Source organism: Tamlana sp. 2_MG-2023, from assembly GCF_030548465.1.
Classification (GTDB): domain Bacteria; phylum Bacteroidota; class Bacteroidia; order Flavobacteriales; family Flavobacteriaceae; genus Pseudotamlana.
Genome location: NZ_JAUOSF010000005.1, coordinates 291,777 through 314,408, shown reverse-complemented (window position 1 = coordinate 314,408; position 22,632 = coordinate 291,777). Strand labels below are relative to the sequence as shown.

Below are 22,632 nucleotides of genomic sequence, written 5' to 3'. Positions count from 1 at the left end.
CGAAGTCCTATTTTACACTATTCTGAAATTGGTTAAAACTTAACTTCTGATAAATGCAGCTTTCATAGTCCTAATTCATGTTTGAAACCAAACCTAACTAAACCCCTTGAAAGTAGCTATTTATACCCGTTAAGATATTCTGTACGGCATAGGCTGCCAGAATTAAGCCCATGATTTTACTAATAACCGTAACCCCATAGTCCCCAATTCTTTTTTGAAGATGATTGGCACCAAGAAGTATCAAACAATTTACTCCCACTGCTACCGTTCGTTTGTAACGAGTGGCCAATCATTGTAAAAAATTAAAAAAGTATTGTGGACGCCCCCACTATGATCCCATCAAGGGGATGGGGCATTAGTTTTTAAAGTAACAACTCTATTAATTCTGAGTAAGCAAACTATGATAATGTTTCATGGCGTCTAAAATCTTCTCTCCATTTTCATGACTATTTACTCTAAGAACTAGTTTAAAGGAATTCTTCCAAGCCCCACCCTTTGAATTATCCATAAACTTAGGAATCTCTGCATTAATATATGATATTCCTTGATTACGTTTAGATAATTTATGAAATATACACGATTTAGAAAAATTATATAGCTCACGCTTTCGTGGTACATCGTCAGTATTTTTTGCCCTTCGGTAAAACCTCATATAATCACCTTCGAATTCAATGATAATTTGAAATTTACCCGATCGGTCATAACAATATTTATCAATATTTTCTTTGAGAAAATCTTTAGTTTGCTCTTTAGTTAGAGTTGATTTATTATGATCTGACGTGTATTTCTCACTTGTTCCATTTTTGAATATAATTTCAAAAATTTCACTTTTTGGCAATATATATAGTGGACCATCTGGATTATTAGCCTTATGAAACGATATTTCATTCAATCTAATTTCTTTAACTTCTGAAAGTATAGAATCTCTATTTTTTGTAATAATTATATCTTGAGAAAAAACACAAGAATTTACTAATAAAAAGACTATTAACGAATTTTTAAATATATTATTTTTCATTACTAAAACTGATATTTAATTTTCCTAAAAACTCAATTAATAATGTTTTCTATTATCGTCATAAATTACTTAATACGTACAGCTTGCGTTGTAAACGACAAACCTTGCTGCCCGACGGTCGAATTCATAACGCCATCAAATAGGGGTTCTGAACAGTCTTGAGGGACCTTCCAGTCAAAAATAAAATTTGAACCCGTACCTCCAGAAATATCAACCTCATCGATTATGATTTCAGCTGTTTCAAGTGGTGCTAAGAAAATGGTTTTATCAAAATATGTTCTCACCAATTTACCATGAGTATCGTAATAATTAGCGTTCTCAACATAAACAGTATCTTCTGTACTTGTATTTCTTAAGCTAACCATAGCGGTTAAATTGTGGGTCTTATTTTCCGATAAACTATAAATCTGAGAATAAATAGACAGATAAGATTGACCAGATTGAAGACTGTCCTTCTGGCTGATATCAATCGTTCGTTTCGACCAATTTTCAGGATGCAAAGAGCTTATCTGCTTTTCCTCATTACAGGCCACTAAACTAAAAATTAATCCTATGATTAGTAGATTTTGCTTCATAAACCAAAGGTAACAAAAGTGATAGAACTTATCGACATGATGTGAAGCGTTAGCTTTAAGGTATTCTAATTAATCTTCTTTTCGTACAAATTATACGTAGAAATTGATAATCGCTTTGTTCCTAATTGCCTAAACCCCTGATTTTCATAATAACCACAAAGCTTAGGATTTTTAGAATCGGCATCCAATCTTAGGCGTGAAAAACCGGCTACTTTGGCCTCCTTTTCAATGTCTTGCAAGATTATTTTACCAATACCTTGTCCTTCCAATTGTTCAACTACAACTAAAGTTTGGCTTTTTCATCTTGCTTACCCCAATAGAGCAAATCTTCTTCTAGAACACGAACCATTCCAACGCAATCGCTTTCAAGATTTTTGATGAAGAAAAACTCATTATTACCAATACCTTCTTCAACCCATTTTACTTTTTCTTGTGGCGGATTTTTCCAGTATTGCCAATGATCAATATGCTTCTTAGAAATCCTTTCAGCAGCTTCCTTGAAAAGTTTGAGTACCAGGTGCTTCTCATGCGGTTTTATTGGTATGAATTCGATATTCATAAGCGCTAATATTTAACCTAGCTAGGAAACTTATCACGAATTTTATCTAAGCATAAATTATGAATACTTCCAGCATGGGTATGTTTTTTAGAAGTATCTGGAACATAAGTACCGTCTTGCACTTGTCCGCCAATTTTTTGATAAGCCTCCCTAAACGTTTGTCCTTCTACCACTAAAGTATTGATGTTATCAACAGTGAATAAATATTTGTATTTATCATCGTTGATATCAATATCCTTCACTATTATTTGCTGAATAGAATAATTGAAAATATCTAGAATGTCTTTTATTTCTTCGAAAGCAGCAATCATATTTTCTTTTAACAACTGAAAATCGCGGTGGTAACCACTTGGCAAATTATTGGTTATTAAAATCATTTCACTTTGTAAAGCTTGAATTTTATTACACTTACCACGAATTAACTCAAAAACATCTGGGTTCTTCTTGTGTGGCATGATGCTGCTTCCCGTAGTTAATTCATCTGGAAATGAAATAAATCCGAAATTCTGACTCATATACAAGCAAGTATCCATAGCAAAACGCGCCATGGTATTGGCTAGACTTCCTAAAGCTGCTGCAATAGTACGTTCGTTTTTACCACGCCCCATTTGCGCTGCAACCACATTGTATTTCATGGTTGCAAAATCCATTTCTTTAGTTGTCACATCTCTGTCGATTGGAAATGAACTTCCATAACCAGCTGCTGAACCTAAAGGATTTTGATCTACTGTTTTAATGGCTGCATCTAGTAAAAACACATCATCAATCATGAGTTCCGCGTAAGCAGAAAACCATAAACCGAAAGATGATGGCATGGCAACTTGCAGATGCGTATAACCAGGAAGTACTTTATCTTTATAAGTTTCAGCCTGATTTAAAAGTGTATCAAAAAGTGTTTTGGTTTTTTCTTTTACAGCCGATAATTCTTCTTTAAAATATAAATGAAGCGCTACTAAAACTTGGTCATTTCTAGAACGTGCGGTGTGTATTTTTTTACCAACATCACCTAAAGCCTTCGTTAATTCAAACTCTATTTTAGAATGTACGTCTTCAAATTGCGCATCAATAACAAAAGTTCCATCTTCAATCTGGTTAGCCAAAACCTGAAGTCCGGAAAGTAATTTTTCTAATTCAATTTCAGAAAGAATACCAATTTTTTGAAGCATGATCGCGTGGGCACGTGATGCTATAACATCATACTTTGCGATATGAATATCTATTTCTCTATCGTTTCCTACTGTAAATTGTTCGATTTTTTTATCGATGGATATGCCTTTGTCCCAGAGTTTCATAAATTTCTGCGAAGGCAGAAATCTCTACCTTCATTTTTTAATTAATATTTTTTGTTATTCCTACGAAAGCAGGAATCCCTTTTATAGTCGTAGATTTGTTAAATTTTTAAATAATTCAACAAAAAATAATTAATATTCTCAACCAAAAGATTCCTGTCTACACAGGAATTAGTGCACGGTTTAACAATTCAATATATATTTTAATACCTTCTTCTATTTCGTTGATGTAAATGAATTCATCTGCCGAATGTGAGCGTGTACTATCGCCTGGCCCTAATTTTAATGACTTACAGGTTAAAACCGCTTGATCGGATAATGTAGGTGAACCATAACTGGTTCTTCCCATGGCTAGACCTTCTTTCACCAATTCATGATCCATTGGAATTGAAGACGAATTTAAACGTAAGCTACGCGGTGTAATACGCGTTACAGGGGCATTATCTTGTAATATTTGTGCAATTTCAGCATTGGTATACGCATCGTTAACGCGCACATCAATAACCAAATCTACGTGACCAGGAACCACATTATGCTGTGATCCTGCCTTAATTTGAGTCACCGTTAATTTTACATCACCTAAAGCTTCAGAACCTTTATCGAACTTCAAATCTTTAAACCATTGCAAAGCTTCAATAGTATTATAAATGGCATTATTATCGTTTGGATGCGCCGCGTGACTTGGAGTCCCTTCAATAACGGCATCAAAAACCACTAAGCCTTTTTCGGCAACAGCAAGATTCATTAAAGTAGGTTCGCCAACAATCGCGACATCAACTTTCGGGATGATAGGCAGCATGCTGTTTAATCCGTTTGGACCGCTGCTCTCTTCTTCCGCGGAAGCGACAATAACTATATTGTATTTTAAATCTTCTCGGTTATAGAAATGCACAAATGTTGCCATAAGTGACACCAAACAACCTCCGGCATCGTTACTTCCTAAGCCGTATAATTTACCATCTTCAACAATCGCTTTAAAAGGATCTTTGGTGTAAGCCGAATTTGGTTTTACCGTATCGTGATGCGAGTTCAATAACAACGTTGGTTTGCTGGCATCAAAATGCTTGTTAAGCGCCCAAATGTTGTTTTTTGTACGTGTGTATTCTATATTATATTTTGTAAACCAGCCTTCGATATGCGCTGCCGTATGGTCTTCCTCGGAAGAAAAAGACTGCGTTTCAATAAGCTTTTTTAATAAAGCTATGGCATCGTTTGTTAACTGTTCTATCATAAAAATAAGGTCGTAAATTTTTGATCTTTATTACTTATAATGCTAGGGTTCCCAATAAAAACACGGGAAACACCTTCACCAATCGCGTGATAACAGTTTTCTAATTTTGGAAGCATCCCATCGTGAAAAACACCTTTGTGTTTTAAGATTTCGTAAGTTCCAGAATCCATGTAATCAATCACCGAATTATCGTCATCAACCTCCATAAGCACGCCGTTTTTCTCAAAACAGTATACCAATTCTACTTTATACAAGTTTGAAAGGCCAATGGCCAATTCTGAAGCTACTGTATCGGCATTCGTATTGAATAATTGTCCGTTTCCATCATGCGTTATGGCACAAAAAACAGGCACAAAATCCGCTTGAATTAATTTATCAATACTACTATGATTCACCTTTTTAACATCACCTACAAAACCGTAATCAATCTCCTTTACTGGACGTTTTTTTGAAGCAATACTATTAATATCGGCACCTGTTAAGCCAATGGCATCGGTATTTAAACCTTGTAACTGCGCCACAATATTTTTATTTACAAGTCCGCCATAAACCATGGTAATGACCTCTAAAGTTTCAGCATCGGTAACACGTCTGCCATTAATCATATTAGATTCAATCCCTAATTTTGAAGCGATATGTGTCGCACGTTTTCCGCCGCCATGCACTAATATTTTCTTGCCTTCTAATTCAGAAAAATGTTTTAAAAAAGACTCTAAAGCATCTTTATCTTCAATAACGTTTCCGCCAATTTTTACTACTGATAATTTCTCTTTAGCCATTCTCTAGTATTTTTTTAAGCACCAATTGCGCTGCATAAGTTCTATTATTCGCTTGCTGAATCACTAAAGAACTATCGCTATCTAGAACAGCGTCCTCCACAATAACATTACGTCTTACAGGTAAACAGTGCATGAATTTAGCAGCTCCTAACTTTTCTTTGGTTATCATCCAGCTTGGATCTGTATTTAGTATTTTCCCGTAATCATCATAAGAACTCCAGTTTTTCACATATACAAAATCGGCGTCTTTAAGCGCTTCCTCTTGATTGTGCATAATTGGGGTGTCTTTCGTTATTTCTGAACTTAAATTATAACCTTCTGGATTTGTAATAACAAAATCGACATCCATTTTCTGCATGGCTTGAACAAAACTATTTCCAACAGCATGTGGCAACGCTTTTACATGTGGTGCCCAACTTAAAACCACTTTAGGTTTTGCTGTTTTAGCATGTTCTGAAATGGTTAAAGCATCGGTCAACCCTTGCAACGGGTGTCCTGTGGCACTTTCCATATTCACAACAGGTACAGAAGCAAATTCTACAAAAGATTTCAAAACCTGTTCGCTTTCATCTTTTTCTTTATCTGTTAAAGTAGGAAAGGCTCTCACTGCAATAATATCACAGTATTGAGATACTACGGCTGCAGCTTCTTTAATATGCTCGGCCGTATTACCATTCATAACCGTACCATCGCCAAACTCGATACCCCAGGCATCGCCTGAAACATTCATAACAATAGGATTCATACCCAGGTTTAAAGCCGCCTTTTGCGTGCTTAAACGGGTACGCAAACTAGAATTAAAGAACAATAAACCTAAGGTTTTATCTTGTCCTAGAGACTTATGTTTTAAAGGGTTTTCTTTTAAGGCTTTAGCTTCGGAAATCCACGTGTCGATGTTGTCGATATCGTTTATGGATGTATAATTTTTCATCTGAACATTATTTTATTTTAGTAAACGGTACTTTATTATCCATGGCATTTATGATGAAATGGTCTTCGAGTCCGTTTACAATCCAAGTTTCAATATTGGCATGTTTAGCTAAGGCGGCAGCTTCAATTTTGGAAGCCATACCACCACTACCATGCGAAGACTTGGAATTTACTACTTCGTTTTTTAAGGCATCAAAATCTAGGACTTCAGCAATCGTTTCTGGTTTGTTGATTTCAAAAGAAGCTTTTGTATAGATGCCGTTTGTGTTGGTTGCGATAATAAATAAATCGACTCCTAAAAGCGATGCGGTTAAAGCGCCTAATTTATCATTGTCACCAAATTTAATTTCATCGGTGGCTACGGTATCATTTTCATTGATGATAGGAATGTAGTTGTTGTTTACCAAAACATTGATGGTGTTCACAATGTTTGTTTTGCTTTCCTGTTTTTCAAAGTCTGAATAGGATAACAAACATTGTGAACTCAACAAGCCGTATTCTCTGAAAATTTCTTGATAAATACGTATTAAATGTGGTTGTCCAATAGATGCCAAGGCCTGTTTTACAAACAGTTCTTCACGCTGACTTTCCAACTTCACAAACTGTTTAGCCACGGCAATGGCACCAGAGCTTACAATAATAAACTCGTAGCGATCTTGAAGTTGTGCTATTTGACTGGCAATATCTTCAATTTTACCTCTAGAAATATTATCGGTTTCTTTGGTAAGTGTATTAGACCCTACTTTTAATAAAATGCGTTTTTTCTTCATTTATTGAAAAGCTCGCTAACTTTTAATAATCACTTATTGTTATTAACAAGTACGCGCTTAATATTTATCTAATTTGTCCATTTCCATGAACATACCATTTGTTTGTTACTAAATGTTGTAAACCAATAGGTCCACGTTGGTGTAATTTATCTGTACTAATCGCTAACTCACCACCTAAACCTAATTGACTACCATCGGTAAAACGTGTTGAAGCATTATGATAAACGGCTGCTGTATCTGCATTTTCCATGAAAAATTTTGCTTCAGCTTCATTGGTTGTAATGATACAAGATGAATGGCCTCCAGAATATTTATTTATCATAGCTACAGTCGCTTCAGTTGAATCGATTTCACCAATAACAATTTTATAATCTAGAAACTCTTCATACCAGATATCGTCTGATTCAAACTGTGTAATTTCATCGTATTTAGACGTTTCTGCATCACCTAAAATTTCAACATCAAATTCTTTTAATTTTGAAATTAAGCGTTTTATAAAAGCTTCTTTATTCGGAAGATTTTTGTCTATTAAAACTTTATCAAGCGCGTTACAAGCAGAAATTTTTGCCGTTTTGGCGTTAATAATGACTTCCATAGCGATATCTAAATCTGCCTCTGGGTGTACATACACGAAATTATTTCCACGACCACTAATAATCACTGGACAATTAGCGTGTTTCTTAACGAATGCAATTAAACGCTCTCCACCTCTAGGCACCATTAAATCTACTTGTTGCGTAGGGTTTTCTAAAAAGGCTTGTGTTTCTTCTCTGTTGAATTGTAAATACTCTACCCAATCCGTAGAAGCGCCGTTTGCTTCTAGGGCAGCATGCCATAATTCAACAATTTTCAAGTTTGATCTTAAAGATTCTTTACCACCTTTAAGTAAAATTTTATTTCCTGATTTAAACGCAATTCCTGCAGCTTCAACGGTGACATCTGGACGTGATTCATAAATAATTAAAACCGTTCCAAAAGATGCCGTTTTGTTGTAAACCTGCATACCATTATCATGCTTAAACGAAAAACGCTCTACACCAACAGGATCTTCTTGAGATGCCAAATGGGTAACAGATTTAATCATTTCATCTACTTTTGAATCGTCTACTTTTAAACGATCGTACATAGATTTATCGTCACCTTTATAAGCGTCTAAATCTTCTTTATTGATATTAATTATAGTTTCTCGTTCCTCTTCTAATAGCACAGCCATTTTCAGCAATACCGCATTTCTAGTTTCTATAGTTAATAATGTGTTCATTGTATTTTTTTTTAAATGTTTTGTGTCTGCAGTTCTTCTGCAGCCTCAACCTCTGGTAACGCTTCTATTAGTGCTTCAAAAAACATATTGATATGTTCCTTTCTAACGGTTAACGGAGGTAATATTCTTAGTAATTTTTTATTTGAAGCACCACCAGTAAAAATATGATTGTCGTAAATTAAGCGTTTTCTTAAGTCGCCAACTTCAAAGTCAAATTCTAATCCGAGCATTAAACCTTTTCCTTTTATATTTTTAATATGCGGAATGGTTTTAGCAATTTTTATAAAATACTCAGACATCACGTTCACATTATTTATCAGCTTTTGGTCTTCAATAACCTCTAAAACCGATAAACCTGCTGCACATGCGAGGTGATTACCACCAAACGTGGTACCTAACATACCAAATTTAGCTTCTATGTTTGGGTGAATTAAAATGCCCCCAATCGGAAAGCCATTCCCCATGCCTTTTGCCATCGATATAACGTCTGGCGTTACGTTATAATGTTGAAATGCAAAAAACTTACCTGAACGTCCGTACCCCGATTGCACTTCATCGGCAATAAAAAACGTATTGTTTGCTTTACAAAGCTTATCGACTTTTTCAAAAAACTCAGCAGTTCCTTGATCAAGACCTCCTACACCTTGAATAAATTCTACAATAACGGCACAAACATCACCTTTTTCTAATTCAGCTTGAACCCCTGAAATGTCGTTCAATTCTAGAATAGTGACTTCCTGTTGTGCGTTTATTGGCGCAATAATACTTGGGTTATCGGTGGCTGCAACAGCTGCCGATGTACGTCCGTGAAAACCATTTTTAAACGCTACGACTCTAGATTTCCCTGTTTTAAAGGATGCTAATTTTAAAGCATTCTCGTTAGCTTCAGCTCCTGAATTACAAAAAAACAATTCATAATCTTTACAACCTGAAAGCACCTCTAGTTTATCGGCTAATTTCACTTGTAACGGATTTTGAATGGCGTTTGAGTAAAATCCAAGTTCTGCCACTTGATTCGAAATAGCCTCTACGTATTTTGGGTGTGCGTGCCCAATAGATATCACGGCATGACCACCGTAAAGATCTAAATACTCTGTACCTTTCTCATCATAAACATAAACACCTTTTCCTGAAACTGGTGTTACATCATAAAGCGGGTAAACGTTAAATAATGGCATAATTATTAATTTATTATTAGTTGGTTATTTTTTCAAAAGAGGCGTTAATCACTTTTGATAGGAATTGTGCTAAAACTCCCGTTTTTTTTAGTTGTTGTGCAAAAATAATCATTTTAGATGCTTTTATTGCTAAAAGCCTGTCTTTCGTAATGTTAACATTATCTAAAATGATTATTTCATGTTTTAAAATTATCTTAAAAGTATGTCGCTTTTAAACCTAAACCTGAAGTTTCTTCTAAACCAAACATTAAGTTCATGTTCTGAACTGCTTGCCCAGAAGCTCCCTTTAATAGGTTATCTATAATACTTGTAATTAAAAGTTTTCCGTTGTGCTTATGCAAATGAATTAAACATTTGTTGGTATTCACCACTTGTTTTAAATGTAAAAAATCATCTGAAACAAAGGTGAATTCAGCATCTTTATAAAATGCGTTGTATAATGCTTTAGCATCTTCAACAGAACCTTCGTAATCGGTGTAAACCGTTGCAAAAATACCCCTTGAGAAATTCCCGCGGTTAGGCATAAAAAGGATTTCCGAAGAAAAACCATTTTGTAATTGTTTAACCGACTGGTTAATCTCTCCTAAATGCTGATGCGTAAACGGTTTGTAATAAGAAAAATTATTATCACGCCACGTGTAATGTGTTGTTGCAGATAAAGACGTTCCTGCTCCTGTTGCACCTGTTACGGCATTAACATGCACATCCTGATTTAATAAATTTGCTTCAGCCAAAGGCAAAATAGCTAACTGAATGGCTGTTGCAAAACAACCCGGATTTGCAATATAATTTGCTGTTTTAGTCGCTTCTCTATTTAATTCAGGCAAACCGTAAACAAAAGTTTTTCCTTTAAAGACTTTATCAGCTTCTAATCTGAAATCGTTTCCTAAATCAATGATTTTTGTGTTTTCCGAAAAGGTATTAGCTTCTAAAAACTTTACAGAATTTCCGTGACCTAAACATAAAAACAACACATCAACATTAGGATTCACGGTATCGGTAAATTTCAAATCTAACGATCCTACTAAATCTTGATGCACTTTGCTTATTTGATTCCCTGCGTTACTTGTACTAAACACAAAATCAATTTGAGCTTCTGGATGGTTGATAAGTAATCTTATCAATTCCCCGGCTGTATAACCTGCGCCTCCAATTATTCCAACTTGAATCATTATTTTGAATTTACTTGTTGATAAATTTTATTCTGATTACCTAAGATTTTGATAAACCCTTTAGCGTCATCTGCAGTCCATGCTTTGTTTTCTTCACCGTAAGTACTAAACTTACTAGACATTAAATCATGACTAGAAACAATACCATCTAATGAAAAGTGATATGGTTTTAAAGACACCGTTACATCACCGGAAACCATTTTTTGAGAACTCTGTAAAAATGCTTCCATATCTCTCATTACAGGATCTAAATACTGCCCTTCATGTAAATGCATGCCATAAAAACTAGATAAATATTCTTTATGTTGTAATTGCCATTTTGTTAAGGTGTGCTTCTCTAATAAATGATGTGCTTTTACAGTTATTAAAGCTGCAGCAGCTTCAAAACCAACACGACCTTTAGTTCCAACAATCGTATCACCAACATGAATATCTCTACCAATAGCATATTTAGAAGCGATATCATTAAGCTTTTCAATATTTATTTGAGGTGCATTTGCTTCACCATTTAAAGCTGTTAACTCACCCTTTTTAAATGTTAGCACTACTTTTTCTTCCCCTTCTTTTTCTAATTGAGATGGATAAGCTTCACTTGGTAATGGTTTTTGAGATTCTAAGGTTTCAACACCTCCAACACTGGTTCCCCAAAGTCCTTTATTTACCGAGTATTTTGATTTTTCCCAAGGCATATCGATACCTTCAGATTTTAAATAATCAATTTCTTCTTGTCTTGTTAATTTTTCATCTCTAATTGGCGTGATTATTTTAATACCAGGAGCCAATGTTTGGAAAATCATATCGAAACGCACTTGATCATTTCCTGCTCCGGTACTTCCATGAGCAATATATTCTGCACCGATGCTTTTTGCGTATTCTACGATTTCAATCGCTTGAATAATACGTTCTGCACTTACAGAAAGTGGGTATGTACTATTTTTTAATACATTTCCATAAATTAAATACTTCACTACTTTCTGATAAAAAGTGGCTACCGCATCAATATTTTTATAAGTTGTAACCCCCATTTTATAGGCATTACTTTCTATATGTGTAATTTCTTCTTTAGTAAAACCGCCTGTGTTTACACTTACCGCATGAACATCGTACTCCTTTGATAAACTTACTGCACAGTATGACGTATCTAATCCACCACTGTATGCTATTACTAATTTTTTCATTTTACTATATTTATATAACTTATTTTCTACTTTATTTTAATTCTCTAATTTCAGCTTCAAAACACGGATTAACATAATACCTGAAATTTAATTCATCTCGTAATTTTCCTAACTTTTCAAGTTCTTCAACCAAAACTCTAGACATTTGAGACAGGGTGATATGTGTCATCCCTAATAATTCGTTGTAATAATGCACTTTAGTAGTTTGGGCAATTGAAATAAGAAAGGTATCACTATAGAATTCGGTTATTTTGGCCATCAATAACAAACCAAGATTCCAACTTCTATAAATGTTATCTACCCATAATGAGGACCGCTCATATACAAAATGCTCATGAACCTTATGCTCATGCACAAAAATGTGTCCGTAAATAACGCCTGCTTTTCTTAAAATAAAGCAACCATTCTCAACACGCTTTTTAAGCATTTCAATACTTACATAATATAACGTAGGGAGTTCTTTTGATCTTTCTGAGATTAGCGTTAATGATTTAAGAGAGAGCTTATAAACCAGTTCTATTTCTAAGCCTTCTTTTTCGCAAAAATCTTCGGCTTCCTCTATTATACTATCAATTCCCATTTCTAATTCTGTATTCATTTTAATTTCTGTGGACATTTTCTGTAAAACCTACCAAGCTCACAATGACTAAACTGACATTAGATATTCTTATTAACTTATCTGTCATCCTTATTTTCTTTTCTTTTTTTTTTAATAGCTGAACTGGACTCACCTAGTTCAATAAACGAAATACACCCTTACGGGCGACGAGAAAAATTACGACGCACAGAATGATGGTTAATTGTTACTAAATTAACTTTATTTTGAAATGCTATGAAAATATTTTTGGACACTATGAAAAAAATTAAAACTACGTTATGGGTTTACTAATCGAAAATTAGAAGCTGCGGCGATTGCGCGCAGACAAACCGGGTGTAGAACAACGTATATATTTTAATGTTTTCATAAATGTAAAATTAAAACATAATAAAGGAATCAAGGCACTTTCTTAATTTTAATTTTAAAAAATTATTAATATCTCTATATTATAAGTCACAAAATATTAATCCTTCAATTTATACCAAAAAACATTAAATGATCAATTATGAATTACCACTGAAAACGCAAGAAAAACACTCTATTTTACTACAAACTTACCTTTCATAATAGCAAAATGTCCAGGAAAACTACAAAGAAAGTCATAAGAACCTGATTCTGGGGCATTAAACTCAACCGCAGCGGTCTCACCTCCTCCAATTAATTTGGTATGTGCAATAACGTCATCACCATCATCAGGAATGTATTCTGAATCTTTTTCCGTAGCCGCCTTATTACCAAATTTCACCAAATCGACTCCTTTTTTAAGTAGTACAAAATTGTGTCCCATCACATTTTTAGGCATTTTACCAACGTGCTTTAAGACAATTTTCACTTTATCCCCAGCTTGAACTTCAATTTTACTTGTATTGAATTGCATAGCATCATTCGCTGTGATTTCAATCACCTTTACGGAAGTATCTTGAGTACTTGTTTCGCTTTGCGTTTCAAAAGCACTTTTTGATGCCTTTTTTTCTTGGTTTCCGCAACTTATTAAAATACTTAAGACAAGGATACCTAAGAGATATTTGAAATTTTTCATGTGTGATTTGCATTTGATTTACTACAAATTTACTGAAGATGAGTAAATTAATTTAGCTCTATTCATATATTTCATACCCTATTAAGCTAAGACATCATAATTAAATCTTTAAGTCATGCTGAATTTATTTAATCTGGTTGAATCTTCAATTGCCACATCCCATCAAACTGAACAGGAATATCTTAATGTGACCCTGAAACAAGTTCAGGGTGACGTTCATATTAGCTATATCATATTTTGAATATCCAATCCTTTTGAAACAAAGCAAAAAAAATGAACCAACATTACAAAACCAATTAGGCCCATAATATCAATTCATTTTTTAAAACTTGCGACTGCAAACCTGTTGCAGTCATTATTTATTTTACAAAATATAATCTGTACTGATGAAGTTAGATGTTTTTCTTTCCAACAACTCTGTTAAAATTGCATTGTTATATTCGTTGTCTTTTGAAGCTACAAAAGTTCTTATTGAAAAAGAACGTAACGCATCATGCACACTTAAAGTTCCTGAAGCAGAATCTTTTCGTCCTGTAAACGGATACACATCTGGTCCACGTTGACAAGAACTGTTTAAATTCACACGACAAACCAAGTTCACCAAGGTATCAATAAGAGGTGATAAAGTATGAATGTTTTTTCCGAATAAACTCACTTGTTGTCCGTAATCAGACTCCGCCATATCATCTAAAGGTTCTTCAATATCTGAAAAAGGAATCACTGGAATTACGGGTCCGAATTGCTCCTCTTTATAAACACGCATATCTTTTGTTACTGGATATAGAACCGCAGGGAAAATATAATTCTCGCTAGTTTCACCACCTTTATTATTTAAAATTTTCGCACCGTTTTCTAGGGCATCATCAATTAACTCTTGAATATAAGCTGGTTTTTCAACTTCTGGAAGCGGTGTTAATTTTGCACCTTCTTCCCAAGGGTTTCCAAATTTAAGCTGATCTACTTTATAAGCAAAACGTCTATTAAATTCTTCAACAACCGATTCATGAACATAAAGCACTTTTAACGCCGTACAACGTTGTCCGTTAAAAGACAGGGTTCCAGCAATACACTCATCCACTGCTAAATCTAAATCGGCATCAGGTAAAACAATGGCTGGGTTTTTAGCTTCTAAGCCTAAAACCATACGTAAACGATTTCCTTTTGGGTGCTGACCTTGAAGTGCGTTTGCAGAACTACTGTTACCAATTAATGCTAAAACATCAATGGCACCAGATTTCATAATTGGAGCCGCAAGTACACGACCACGACCATAAACCACATTTACAACGCCTTCTGGAAAACTACTTTGAAAAGCTTCCAATAAAGGAGATATTAATAACACACCATGTTTTGCAGGTTTAAAAATCACAGGATTCCCCATAATTAATGCGGGAATTAGCAATGCAAACGTTTCGTTTAAAGGATAATTATAAGGCCCTAAACATAAAACGACACCTAATGGTCCACGACGAATATGTGCGTAAACACCAGCGTGTTTTTCAAATTTTGCTGAATCTCTATCAATTTGTTTGTAAGCTTCAATGGTATCGTAAATATATTCTACGGTTCTATCGAATTCTTTTTCTGAATCTGGTAAATTCTTCCCGATCTCCCACATTAAAAGTTTCACAACTTCTTCACGCTTGGTTTTCATTTGCTCTACAAACGTTTCCATGCAGGCAATCCTATCGGCTACTTTCATCGTTGGCCATAAGCCTTTTCCGTTATCGTAAGCAGAAGTTGCTGAATCCAGAACCTCTAAAGCTTCTTTCTCTCCCAATTGCGGAATAGTCCCTAAAAGGGTTGGTTTGTACTCTGGAGTCGATGAAATAGTTGAATACACTTCGGCAGTATCGCCTTCCCAAGCCTTCAACTCACCATTAACAAGGTAAGTGGTTTGGTGTAAAAGTGATTTTATTTTATAGGCTTCTGGAATTTCCTGGAAACTTGTTTTCATAATGCATTTCTTTTAGCATGTCTGATGGTTTGCTATTAGTTTACATGAAACATCAGACATCACATTTTAACCCAAAGTAACTGAAATTTACCTAAAATCGGCAGATAAACCTTTGATATTTTGAAGAAGTGAAACGAAAACGTTTGCGGGAATTTTTAGAGGTTTTACACTAAAAACTGAAACAAGTCGGGCTTATCATTTAAATAATCGCCATAAAAATTACGTTGTTTCATTTTGATAATTAGTGGTTCTAAATCTGAAGCTGATTTTAACTGCACACCAACGACAGCCGAACCATTTTCTCTATTGGTTTTTTTAGCGTATTGAAAGTATGTGATATCATCATTTTCACCTAAAATATCAACCACAAATTCCTTTAATGCACCTGCACGCTGCGGAAAGTTGATAATGAAATAATGCTTTAAATTCGCATATAACAACGCGCGTTCTTTTATTTCTGGTGTTCTGGTAATGTCGTTATTACTTCCACTGACTACGCATACTACGTTTTTACCTTTTATTTCTTCCGCATAAAAATCTAAAGCAGAAATACTCAAAGCACCGGCTGGTTCTACTACAATAGCATCTTTATTATAAAGTTCTAAAATGGTTTCACAAACTTTCCCTTCCGGAACGGTTATAGTCGCATCCAAATTCGCTTTACAAATAGCAAAATTTAAATCACCAACACGTTTTACAGCTGCACCGTCAATAAATTTTTCAATGTGATCTAATTCTGTGTTTTTATTATTTTCAATAGAAACCGTCATAGAAGGTGCACCCTTTGGTTCAACTCCTATAATTTTGGTATTTGGAGAAAGTTTTTTAAACACGGAAGACAAGCCTGAAGCTAGGCCTCCTCCTCCAATTGGAATAAACACATAATCGATTGGGTTTTCAGTTTGCTCTAAAATTTCTAAAGCGACTGTAGCCTGACCTTCAATAACTTTTTCATCATCAAATGGGTGGATGAATGTTTTGTCTAGCGCTTCGCACTCTTGCATGGCTGCTTTACTAGCGTCGTCAAACGTATCGCCAACTAATTTGATTTCAATATAATCTTCACCAAACATTTCAACCTGCTCTACTTTTTGCTTTGGTGTTGGTGTTGGCATAAAAATCGTGCCCTTTATTTTTAATAATTTACACGACAATGCCACACCTTGAGCATGGTTTCCTGCGCTTGCACATACAACACCACATTCAGACTGCTTAGAAGTTAAGGAACTAATTTTATTATAAGCGCCTCTAATTTTATAAGAACGCACTTGCTGAAGGTCTTCACGCTTCAAATAAATATTGGCGTCAAACTGTTTAGAATACCTTAAGCTATGCCCTAAAGGCGTAACTGCCGATACGTTTTTAATCGTATCGGCAGCTACCTTTATATCACTTAACTTCGGAAAATATGTGTTTTCCTTGTTCATTTAATAAAATTTAAACTATTGGCTTCATAGCCGTCATAGATGTTCTTAAAAATTCACCTACTTTTTCAACTGGGTGATTTCTTAAGGCTTTGTTTACAGCGATAAGTTTAGCGTTATCTACACCTTTACCGTTGTCTTTAGCATAAGCCTTACCTATAACATCTGTACTAACCGTTTTCATGAAATCGGCTAATAAAGGCTTACAAGCGTGATCGAATAAGTAACAACCGTACTCAGCAGTATCAGAAATCACGGCGTTCATTTCGTATAATTTCTTTCTTGCGATGGTGTTAGCTATTAATGGTGTTTCGTGTAAAGACTCGTAGTAAGCAGAAGCATCAATAATTCCAGAATCTACCATAGCTTCGAAAGCTAATTCTACACCAGCTCTTACCATAGCCACCATAAGTACACCATTATCATAGTACTCTTGCTCAGTGATTTCAACATCTCCAGCAGGTGTTTTTTCAAATGCAGTTTCAGCTGTTGCAGCTCTCCATCCTAATAAATCTTTATCATCATTAGCCCAATCTGCCATCATTCCTGCAGAAAAACGACCTTCGATAATATCATCCATATGCTTTTGGAATAACGGACGCATGATATCTTTTAATTCTTCAGATAATTCAAAAGCTTTAATTTTAGCAGCGTTTGAAAGACGGTCCATCATGTTAGTTACACCACCATATTTAAGACCTTCAGTTACAGTTTCCCAACCGTATTGAATTAATTTTGAAGCGTAACCTGGCTCGATGCCTTCTTCAACCATTTTATCGAAACATAAAATAGAACCTGTTTGTAATAAACCACAAAGAATCGTTTGCTCACCCATTAAATCAGACTTCACCTCAGCAATAAAAGAAGATGCTAATACACCCGCTTTATCACCACCAGTTGCTACAGCATAAGCCTTAGCTTGTGCCCAACCTTTTCCTTCTGGATCGTTTTCTTCGTGTACCGCAATTAAAGTTGGCACACCAAACCCTCTTTTATATTCTTCACGAACTTCTGAACCTGGAGACTTAGGCGCCACCATAATTACAGTAAGATCTTCACGGATTTGCATCCCTTCTTCAACAATATTAAAACCATGAGAATATGCTAAAGTAGCTCCCTTTTTCATTAAAGGCATCACCGCTTTAACCACGTTAGTGTGTTGCTTGTCTGGCGTTAAGTTTAAAACTAAATCTGCCGTTGGAATTACCTCTTGGTAAGTCCCTACTACAAATCCGTTCTCTGAAGCATTAACAAAAGAAGCACGTTTTTCTGCAATTGCAGCATCACGTAAAGCATAAGAAATATCTAATCCTGAATCTCTCATGTTTAAACCTTGATTTAAACCTTGAGCCCCACAGCCTACGATTACTATTTTCTTTCCTTTTAATGCGTCCACCCCATCAGCAAACTCTGAAGTGTCCATGAATCTACACTTCGACAATTGATCTAATTTATCTCTTAACGATAGTGTGTTAAAATAATTTCCCATTTTTAATTTAATTATTATAATTGATTATTGAATGCTGACAGCAATTCAGTTATTTTCATTTCTTCTTTAGTTACCGCAATACGTCCTGAACGCACAAATTGCATGATACCAAACACATTTAAATCGCGACGTAAAGCTTCTATTTCGTTTCTTCTTCCTGATTTTTCAAGAACAAAAAATTCTTTATTTACAGTCACAATTCGTGTATTACTTTCTTTAATTATATTTTGAATTTGAGGCTCATCAAATAACAATTCTGATTTAATTTTGAACATACACGATTCGGTAAAAATAGTTTCCTCGTCTGTGTGATAATATGCTCTTATCGTCTCAACTTGTTTTTCAATTTGCTTTACAATTTTTTCCGCATTGGTTTGCGTCACATTCACAACAATGACAAAACGATTTACACCATCGATTTCTGATTGCGATGTTGTTAAACTTTCAATATTGATGTGTCTACGCTGAAAAATTGCTGAAATACGATTTAGTAAACCGATGTTATTTTCGGTGTAAATAGAAATCGTAAATGTTTTTATATCTTCACTCATGTCTTTTCTTAATTTAGCTTAATCGTACATCTGAAACTGATGCTCCCGAAGGAATCATTGGAAACACATTATCTTCTTTTTCAACACAAACCTCTAAGAAATACGAATCTTTTGAAGCAATCATTTCTTTTACAGCTGCTTCCATATCCTTACGATTAGTCACGCGTTTTCCTTCAATGTGATAGCCTTTGGCGATGGTTACAAAATCAGGGTTGGTCATTTCGGTAGAGGCATAACGCTTATCGAAAAACAACTGTTGCCATTGACGTACCATACCTAAAAACTCATTGTTTAAAACCACGACTTTTACAGGTACTTTCTGTTGAAAAATGGTTCCAAGTTCTTGAATATTCATTTGAAAACCACCATCACCAATAATCGCAACAACCTCACGGTTTGGCGCTGCCATTTTAGCACCAATAGCTGCTGGAAGCGCAAAGCCCATAGTTCCTAATCCGCCAGAAGTAATGTTACTTTTAGATACATTAAAATCGGCGTAACGGCAAGCAATCATTTGGTGTTGCCCAACATCAGAAACGATAGCCGCATTCCCTTCGGAAGCGATATTGATTTGTTTGATAACTTCACCCATGGTTAATCCTTCTTTCGTTGGATTAAGATCATCATTAATTACAGTATCGTATTCAATTTGATATAAATCTTTGAATTCTTTTAACCAAGCATCATGCGATTTTGCCTCTAAAGCTTCTGCTAACATGGCTAAGCTTTCTTTTGAATTTCCTAAAACGGCAACATCTGTTTGAACATTTTTATTAATCTCTGCTGGATCAATATCAAAGTGAATCACTTTTGCTTGCTTGGCATAAGTGTTTAAATCGCCCGTAACACGGTCGTCAAAACGCATTCCGATGGCAATTAAAACATCACATTCGTTAGTTAATTTATTAGGTCCGTAATTACCGTGCATTCCAACCATACCTACATTTAAAGGATGTGTCGATGGTATTGCAGAAGCTCCTAAAATTGTCCAAGCAGCAGGAATTCCAGCTTTTTCAACTACAGCTTTTAATTCCGCTTCAGCTTCACCAAGAATAACACCTTGTCCCCAAACAATCATTGGTTTTTTTGCGTTATTAATTAATTCCGCAGCAGCGTTAACCGCATCTTGACTTGTTTTTGGAATAGGCACATAACTTCTTACGCCCTTACATTTTTCGTAGTTGAAATCTAATTCACCAAACTGCGCATCTTTAGTAATGTCTACTAAAACAGGGCCTGGTCTTCCGCTTTTAGCGATGTAAAAAGCTTTAGCAATCGCCGCTGGAATATCTTCAGATTTGGTTACCTGACAATTCCACTTGGTTACAGGCGTAGAAATACCTACAATATCAGTTTCCTGAAAGGCATCACTACCTAATAAATGCGAAGCTACCTGCCCCGTAATACATACTAAAGGCGTTGAATCGATTTGTGCATCGGCAATTCCTGTAATTAAATTTGTTGCTCCAGGTCCTGAAGTTGCCAAAGCCACACCTACACGTCCTGAAATACGCGCAAAACCTTGAGCGGCGTGTGCTGCTCCTTGTTCATGACGCGTTAAGACATGATGAATTTGATCTTGAAATTTATATAATTCGTCGTAAACAGGCATAATAGCACCTCCTGGATATCCATAAAGAATATCAACACCTTCGGCTATTAAAGACCTTACAACTGCTTCGCAACCTGTAATTCGCTGTGTTTTGTTTGCCACTTCTTTTTTATTTAATGTTTTTGTTTCCATAATTCACAATTTTTATTTGTGAGATTTCCGTTTACACGGAAATGAAAATATCTTTTAAAACGCATCAGTAACACATCCTTTAGATGCTGAAGCTACCGATCTTGCGTATTTGTATAAGATTCCTTTTTTATGTTTTAATTCTGGTTGAACCCATTGTGCTTTTCTTTCAGCTAATTCTTCATCAGAAAGTAGTACGTTAATTGAATTATCTTCAGCACTAATTCTAATTTTATCACCTGTTTTCAATATTCCAATAGTCCCTCCGTTTTGTGCTTCTGGCGTTATGTGTCCTACTACAAATCCGTGTGTTCCTCCAGAAAAACGACCATCTGTAATTAAAGCTACAGACTTCCCTAAACCAGCACCCATAATTAATGAGGTTGGTTTTAACATTTCTGGCATCCCTGGACCACCTTTAGGCCCCACATAACGAATGACGACGACATCTCCTTTTTCAACTTCTCCATTAGAAATTCCCGTGTTTGCCGCTTGTTCTCCATCGTAAACCACCGCTTTACCTTCAAAAAGCAAACCTTCGTTTCCAGAGATTTTTGCAACAGCTCCTTCTACAGCTAAGTTTCCGTAAAGGATTTGTAAGTTTCCTGACGATTTTAATGCTTTATCTTTTGGATAAATAACATCTTGATCATTTTCAAAAACCAAAGGTTCAACATCTTTTAAATTTTCAGCTAAAGTTTTTCCGGTAACGGTCATACAATCGCCATGTAAAAAACCATTATCTAATAAATACTTCATAACAGCTGGCGTTCCTCCAATACCGTGAACATCTTCCATTAAGTATTTTCCACTAGGTTTTAAATCGGCTATTAACGGCGTTCTATCACTTACTGCTTGAAAATCTTCTAAAGTAAACTCGATATCTGCAGCATGTGCAATGGCCAAGAAGTGTAAAACCGCATTTGTAGAACCTCCTAAAGCATTTACAATAGCAATCGCATTTTCAATAGATTTTTTAGAAATGATATCTAAAGGTTTTAAATCCAATTCTAAAAGATTTTTAATCGCTCTTGCGGTTCTTTCACTTTCAGATAATTTATTCGGATTTTCAGCAGGAATAGATGAATTGTAAGGCAATGCAAAGCCCATACATTCTATTGCCGAAGCCATAGTATTTGCTGTGTACATCCCTCCACAAGCTCCCGCTCCTGGAATCGCACTTTTTATAATTTCTCTGTATTCCTCTTCATCAATTTCTCCAGCCACTTTCTGACCTAAAGCTTCAAAAGCTGATACAATATTTAATTTTCTTCCTTTATATTTCCCTGAAGCAATCGTACCACCGTACATCATGATTGACGGACGGTTTAAACGCAACATCGCAATGACTGCTCCCGGCATATTTTTATCACAACCTACTACAGAAACCAATGCATCATAACTTTGTGCATTCATAACAGTTTCTATAGAATCGGCAATAATATCACGAGATGCCAATGAATAGTTCATTCCTGAAGTTCCCATTGAAATCCCATCACTAACACCAATCGTGTTAAATCCTAAACCTACTAGATTCGCTATTTTACATTCAATTTTAACCTCAGCTGCTAAGTTATTTAAGTGCATGTTACACGGGTTTCCGTCATATCCTGTGCTTGCAATTCCAACCTGAGCTTTATTCATATCCTCATCAGTCAATCCTACCGCATATAACATGGCTTGAGATGCTGGTTGAGATTCATCCTGCGTTAGCCTTCTACTATGTTTATTAAGTTCTTTCATATTTGTTGCAAATAATTTTATGCTTTATCTTAATTTATATCATTATTCTAAGCTTTATCAACCTTTCAATACAAATCCTTCAAAATCTTAAAATAAGATTCGAAAGTAATTTATTAGGGCGTCAAACTACTTAATCTTTATTATTTATAG

The 22,632-nt window shown here is 35.2% G+C and carries 21 protein-coding genes and 1 pseudogene; all 22 read right to left on the bottom strand.

Annotated features, from left to right (window positions below; all coding sequences use genetic code 11):
- Window positions 1-97: 97 nt before the first annotated feature.
- Window positions 98-256: pseudogene (locus Q4566_RS10845) on the bottom strand (MarC family protein); the annotation flags it as partial.
- Window positions 257-379: 123 nt separating this feature from the next.
- Window positions 380-1,018: a hypothetical protein gene (locus Q4566_RS10840; protein WP_303421036.1), complete on the bottom strand. Its 639-nt coding sequence runs from the start codon at window positions 1,016-1,018 to the stop codon at window positions 380-382.
- 65 nt (window positions 1,019-1,083) lie between these two features.
- The gene (locus tag Q4566_RS10835; RefSeq protein WP_303421034.1) at window positions 1,084-1,593 is read right to left on the bottom strand and encodes a DUF3124 domain-containing protein; all 510 of its coding nucleotides are present in this window, start codon (window positions 1,591-1,593) and stop codon (window positions 1,084-1,086) included.
- A 65-nt stretch (window positions 1,594-1,658) separates the two neighbouring features.
- Window positions 1,659-1,862 (bottom strand): N-acetyltransferase, encoded by a 204-nt coding sequence (locus Q4566_RS10830; protein ID WP_303421032.1) that lies wholly within the window; start codon window positions 1,860-1,862, stop codon window positions 1,659-1,661.
- Window positions 1,863-1,876: 14 nt separating this feature from the next.
- Window positions 1,877-2,152 (bottom strand): hypothetical protein, encoded by a 276-nt coding sequence (locus Q4566_RS10825; protein WP_303421030.1) that lies wholly within the window; start codon window positions 2,150-2,152, stop codon window positions 1,877-1,879.
- Window positions 2,153-2,169: 17 nt separating this feature from the next.
- Window positions 2,170-3,444 carry an argininosuccinate lyase gene (argH, locus tag Q4566_RS10820; protein WP_303421029.1) on the bottom strand — a complete coding sequence of 425 codons (1,275 nt, stop codon included), beginning with the start codon at window positions 3,442-3,444 and terminating at the stop codon, window positions 2,170-2,172.
- Between the two features lie 157 nt (window positions 3,445-3,601).
- Window positions 3,602-4,672: a M20 family metallo-hydrolase gene (locus tag Q4566_RS10815; RefSeq protein ID WP_303421027.1), complete on the bottom strand. Its 1,071-nt coding sequence runs from the start codon at window positions 4,670-4,672 to the stop codon at window positions 3,602-3,604.
- The gene (argB, locus tag Q4566_RS10810; RefSeq protein ID WP_303421025.1) at window positions 4,669-5,451 is read right to left on the bottom strand and encodes an acetylglutamate kinase; all 783 of its coding nucleotides are present in this window, start codon (window positions 5,449-5,451) and stop codon (window positions 4,669-4,671) included. The genes Q4566_RS10815 and argB overlap by 4 nt, the downstream gene beginning before the upstream one ends.
- Window positions 5,444-6,382, bottom strand: a complete 939-nt coding sequence (locus Q4566_RS10805) for an N-acetylornithine carbamoyltransferase (RefSeq protein WP_303421023.1) — start codon at window positions 6,380-6,382, stop codon at window positions 5,444-5,446. Before Q4566_RS10805 ends, argB begins: the two co-directional genes overlap by 8 nt.
- A 7-nt stretch (window positions 6,383-6,389) precedes the next feature.
- A complete protein-coding gene (gene proB, locus Q4566_RS10800) occupies window positions 6,390-7,151 on the bottom strand; it encodes a glutamate 5-kinase (protein WP_303421022.1) in 762 nt (253 codons plus the stop codon).
- 64 nt (window positions 7,152-7,215) lie between these two features.
- Complete coding sequence (locus Q4566_RS10795) at window positions 7,216-8,412, bottom strand: glutamate-5-semialdehyde dehydrogenase (RefSeq protein WP_303421020.1); 1,197 nt, start codon at window positions 8,410-8,412, stop codon at window positions 7,216-7,218.
- Between the two features lie 11 nt (window positions 8,413-8,423).
- Window positions 8,424-9,590, bottom strand: coding sequence for an aspartate aminotransferase family protein (locus Q4566_RS10790; protein ID WP_303421018.1), 1,167 nt, complete (start codon window positions 9,588-9,590; stop codon window positions 8,424-8,426).
- A gap of 194 nt (window positions 9,591-9,784) precedes the next feature.
- Window positions 9,785-10,762 (bottom strand): N-acetyl-gamma-glutamyl-phosphate reductase, encoded by a 978-nt coding sequence (gene argC, locus Q4566_RS10785; RefSeq protein ID WP_303421016.1) that lies wholly within the window; start codon window positions 10,760-10,762, stop codon window positions 9,785-9,787.
- Window positions 10,762-11,940: an argininosuccinate synthase gene (locus Q4566_RS10780; protein WP_303421014.1), complete on the bottom strand. Its 1,179-nt coding sequence runs from the start codon at window positions 11,938-11,940 to the stop codon at window positions 10,762-10,764. The genes argC and Q4566_RS10780 overlap by 1 nt, the downstream gene beginning before the upstream one ends.
- Window positions 11,941-11,971: 31 nt before the next feature.
- Window positions 11,972-12,556 (bottom strand): hypothetical protein, encoded by a 585-nt coding sequence (locus tag Q4566_RS10775; protein ID WP_303421012.1) that lies wholly within the window; start codon window positions 12,554-12,556, stop codon window positions 11,972-11,974.
- A gap of 520 nt (window positions 12,557-13,076) precedes the next feature.
- Window positions 13,077-13,577, bottom strand: coding sequence for an azurin (gene azu, locus Q4566_RS10770; protein WP_303421010.1), 501 nt, complete (start codon window positions 13,575-13,577; stop codon window positions 13,077-13,079).
- Between the two features lie 364 nt (window positions 13,578-13,941).
- The gene (locus Q4566_RS10765) at window positions 13,942-15,534 is read right to left on the bottom strand and encodes an NADP-dependent glyceraldehyde-3-phosphate dehydrogenase (RefSeq protein ID WP_303421008.1); all 1,593 of its coding nucleotides are present in this window, start codon (window positions 15,532-15,534) and stop codon (window positions 13,942-13,944) included.
- Window positions 15,535-15,698: 164 nt separating this feature from the next.
- Window positions 15,699-16,961, bottom strand: a complete 1,263-nt coding sequence (gene ilvA / locus Q4566_RS10760) for a threonine ammonia-lyase IlvA (protein WP_303421006.1) — start codon at window positions 16,959-16,961, stop codon at window positions 15,699-15,701.
- A gap of 10 nt (window positions 16,962-16,971) precedes the next feature.
- Entirely contained in the window at window positions 16,972-18,447 is a 1,476-nt protein-coding gene (gene ilvC, locus Q4566_RS10755; protein ID WP_303421003.1) for a ketol-acid reductoisomerase, read from the bottom strand.
- A 14-nt stretch (window positions 18,448-18,461) separates the two neighbouring features.
- Window positions 18,462-18,998: an acetolactate synthase small subunit gene (gene ilvN, locus Q4566_RS10750; RefSeq protein WP_303421001.1), complete on the bottom strand. Its 537-nt coding sequence runs from the start codon at window positions 18,996-18,998 to the stop codon at window positions 18,462-18,464.
- Between the two features lie 13 nt (window positions 18,999-19,011).
- Window positions 19,012-20,742: a biosynthetic-type acetolactate synthase large subunit gene (gene ilvB, locus Q4566_RS10745; protein WP_303421000.1), complete on the bottom strand. Its 1,731-nt coding sequence runs from the start codon at window positions 20,740-20,742 to the stop codon at window positions 19,012-19,014.
- Window positions 20,743-20,796: 54 nt separating this feature from the next.
- Entirely contained in the window at window positions 20,797-22,482 is a 1,686-nt protein-coding gene (gene ilvD, locus Q4566_RS10740; RefSeq protein WP_303420999.1) for a dihydroxy-acid dehydratase, read from the bottom strand.
- Between the last annotated feature and the right edge of the window lie 150 nt (window positions 22,483-22,632).

Coding starts and splice junctions, on each gene's coding strand:
- Q4566_RS10835 (WP_303421034.1), bottom strand. CDS start 1,593: ATGAAGCAAAATCTACTAATCATAGGATTAATTTTTAGTTTAGTGGCC.
- ilvB (WP_303421000.1), bottom strand. CDS start 20,742: ATGGAAACAAAAACATTAAATAAAAAAGAAGTGGCAAACAAAACACAG.
- ilvA (WP_303421006.1), bottom strand. CDS start 16,961: ATGAACAAGGAAAACACATATTTTCCGAAGTTAAGTGATATAAAGGTA.
- Q4566_RS10795 (WP_303421020.1), bottom strand. CDS start 8,412: ATGAACACATTATTAACTATAGAAACTAGAAATGCGGTATTGCTGAAA.
- ilvN (WP_303421001.1), bottom strand. CDS start 18,998: ATGAGTGAAGATATAAAAACATTTACGATTTCTATTTACACCGAAAAT.
- proB (WP_303421022.1), bottom strand. CDS start 7,151: ATGAAGAAAAAACGCATTTTATTAAAAGTAGGGTCTAATACACTTACC.
- Q4566_RS10815 (WP_303421027.1), bottom strand. CDS start 4,672: ATGATAGAACAGTTAACAAACGATGCCATAGCTTTATTAAAAAAGCTT.
- Q4566_RS10805 (WP_303421023.1), bottom strand. CDS start 6,382: ATGAAAAATTATACATCCATAAACGATATCGACAACATCGACACGTGG.
- ilvC (WP_303421003.1), bottom strand. CDS start 18,447: ATGGGAAATTATTTTAACACACTATCGTTAAGAGATAAATTAGATCAA.
- ilvD (WP_303420999.1), bottom strand. CDS start 22,482: ATGAAAGAACTTAATAAACATAGTAGAAGGCTAACGCAGGATGAATCT.
- Q4566_RS10840 (WP_303421036.1), bottom strand. CDS start 1,018: ATGAAAAATAATATATTTAAAAATTCGTTAATAGTCTTTTTATTAGTA.
- Q4566_RS10780 (WP_303421014.1), bottom strand. CDS start 11,940: ATGAAAAAATTAGTAATAGCATACAGTGGTGGATTAGATACGTCATAC.
- argB (WP_303421025.1), bottom strand. CDS start 5,451: ATGGCTAAAGAGAAATTATCAGTAGTAAAAATTGGCGGAAACGTTATT.
- Q4566_RS10775 (WP_303421012.1), bottom strand. CDS start 12,556: ATGTCCACAGAAATTAAAATGAATACAGAATTAGAAATGGGAATTGAT.
- Q4566_RS10765 (WP_303421008.1), bottom strand. CDS start 15,534: ATGAAAACAAGTTTCCAGGAAATTCCAGAAGCCTATAAAATAAAATCA.
- Q4566_RS10825 (WP_303421030.1), bottom strand. CDS start 2,152: ATGAATATCGAATTCATACCAATAAAACCGCATGAGAAGCACCTGGTA.
- Q4566_RS10790 (WP_303421018.1), bottom strand. CDS start 9,590: ATGCCATTATTTAACGTTTACCCGCTTTATGATGTAACACCAGTTTCA.
- argH (WP_303421029.1), bottom strand. CDS start 3,444: ATGAAACTCTGGGACAAAGGCATATCCATCGATAAAAAAATCGAACAA.
- azu (WP_303421010.1), bottom strand. CDS start 13,577: ATGAAAAATTTCAAATATCTCTTAGGTATCCTTGTCTTAAGTATTTTA.
- argC (WP_303421016.1), bottom strand. CDS start 10,762: ATGATTCAAGTTGGAATAATTGGAGGCGCAGGTTATACAGCCGGGGAA.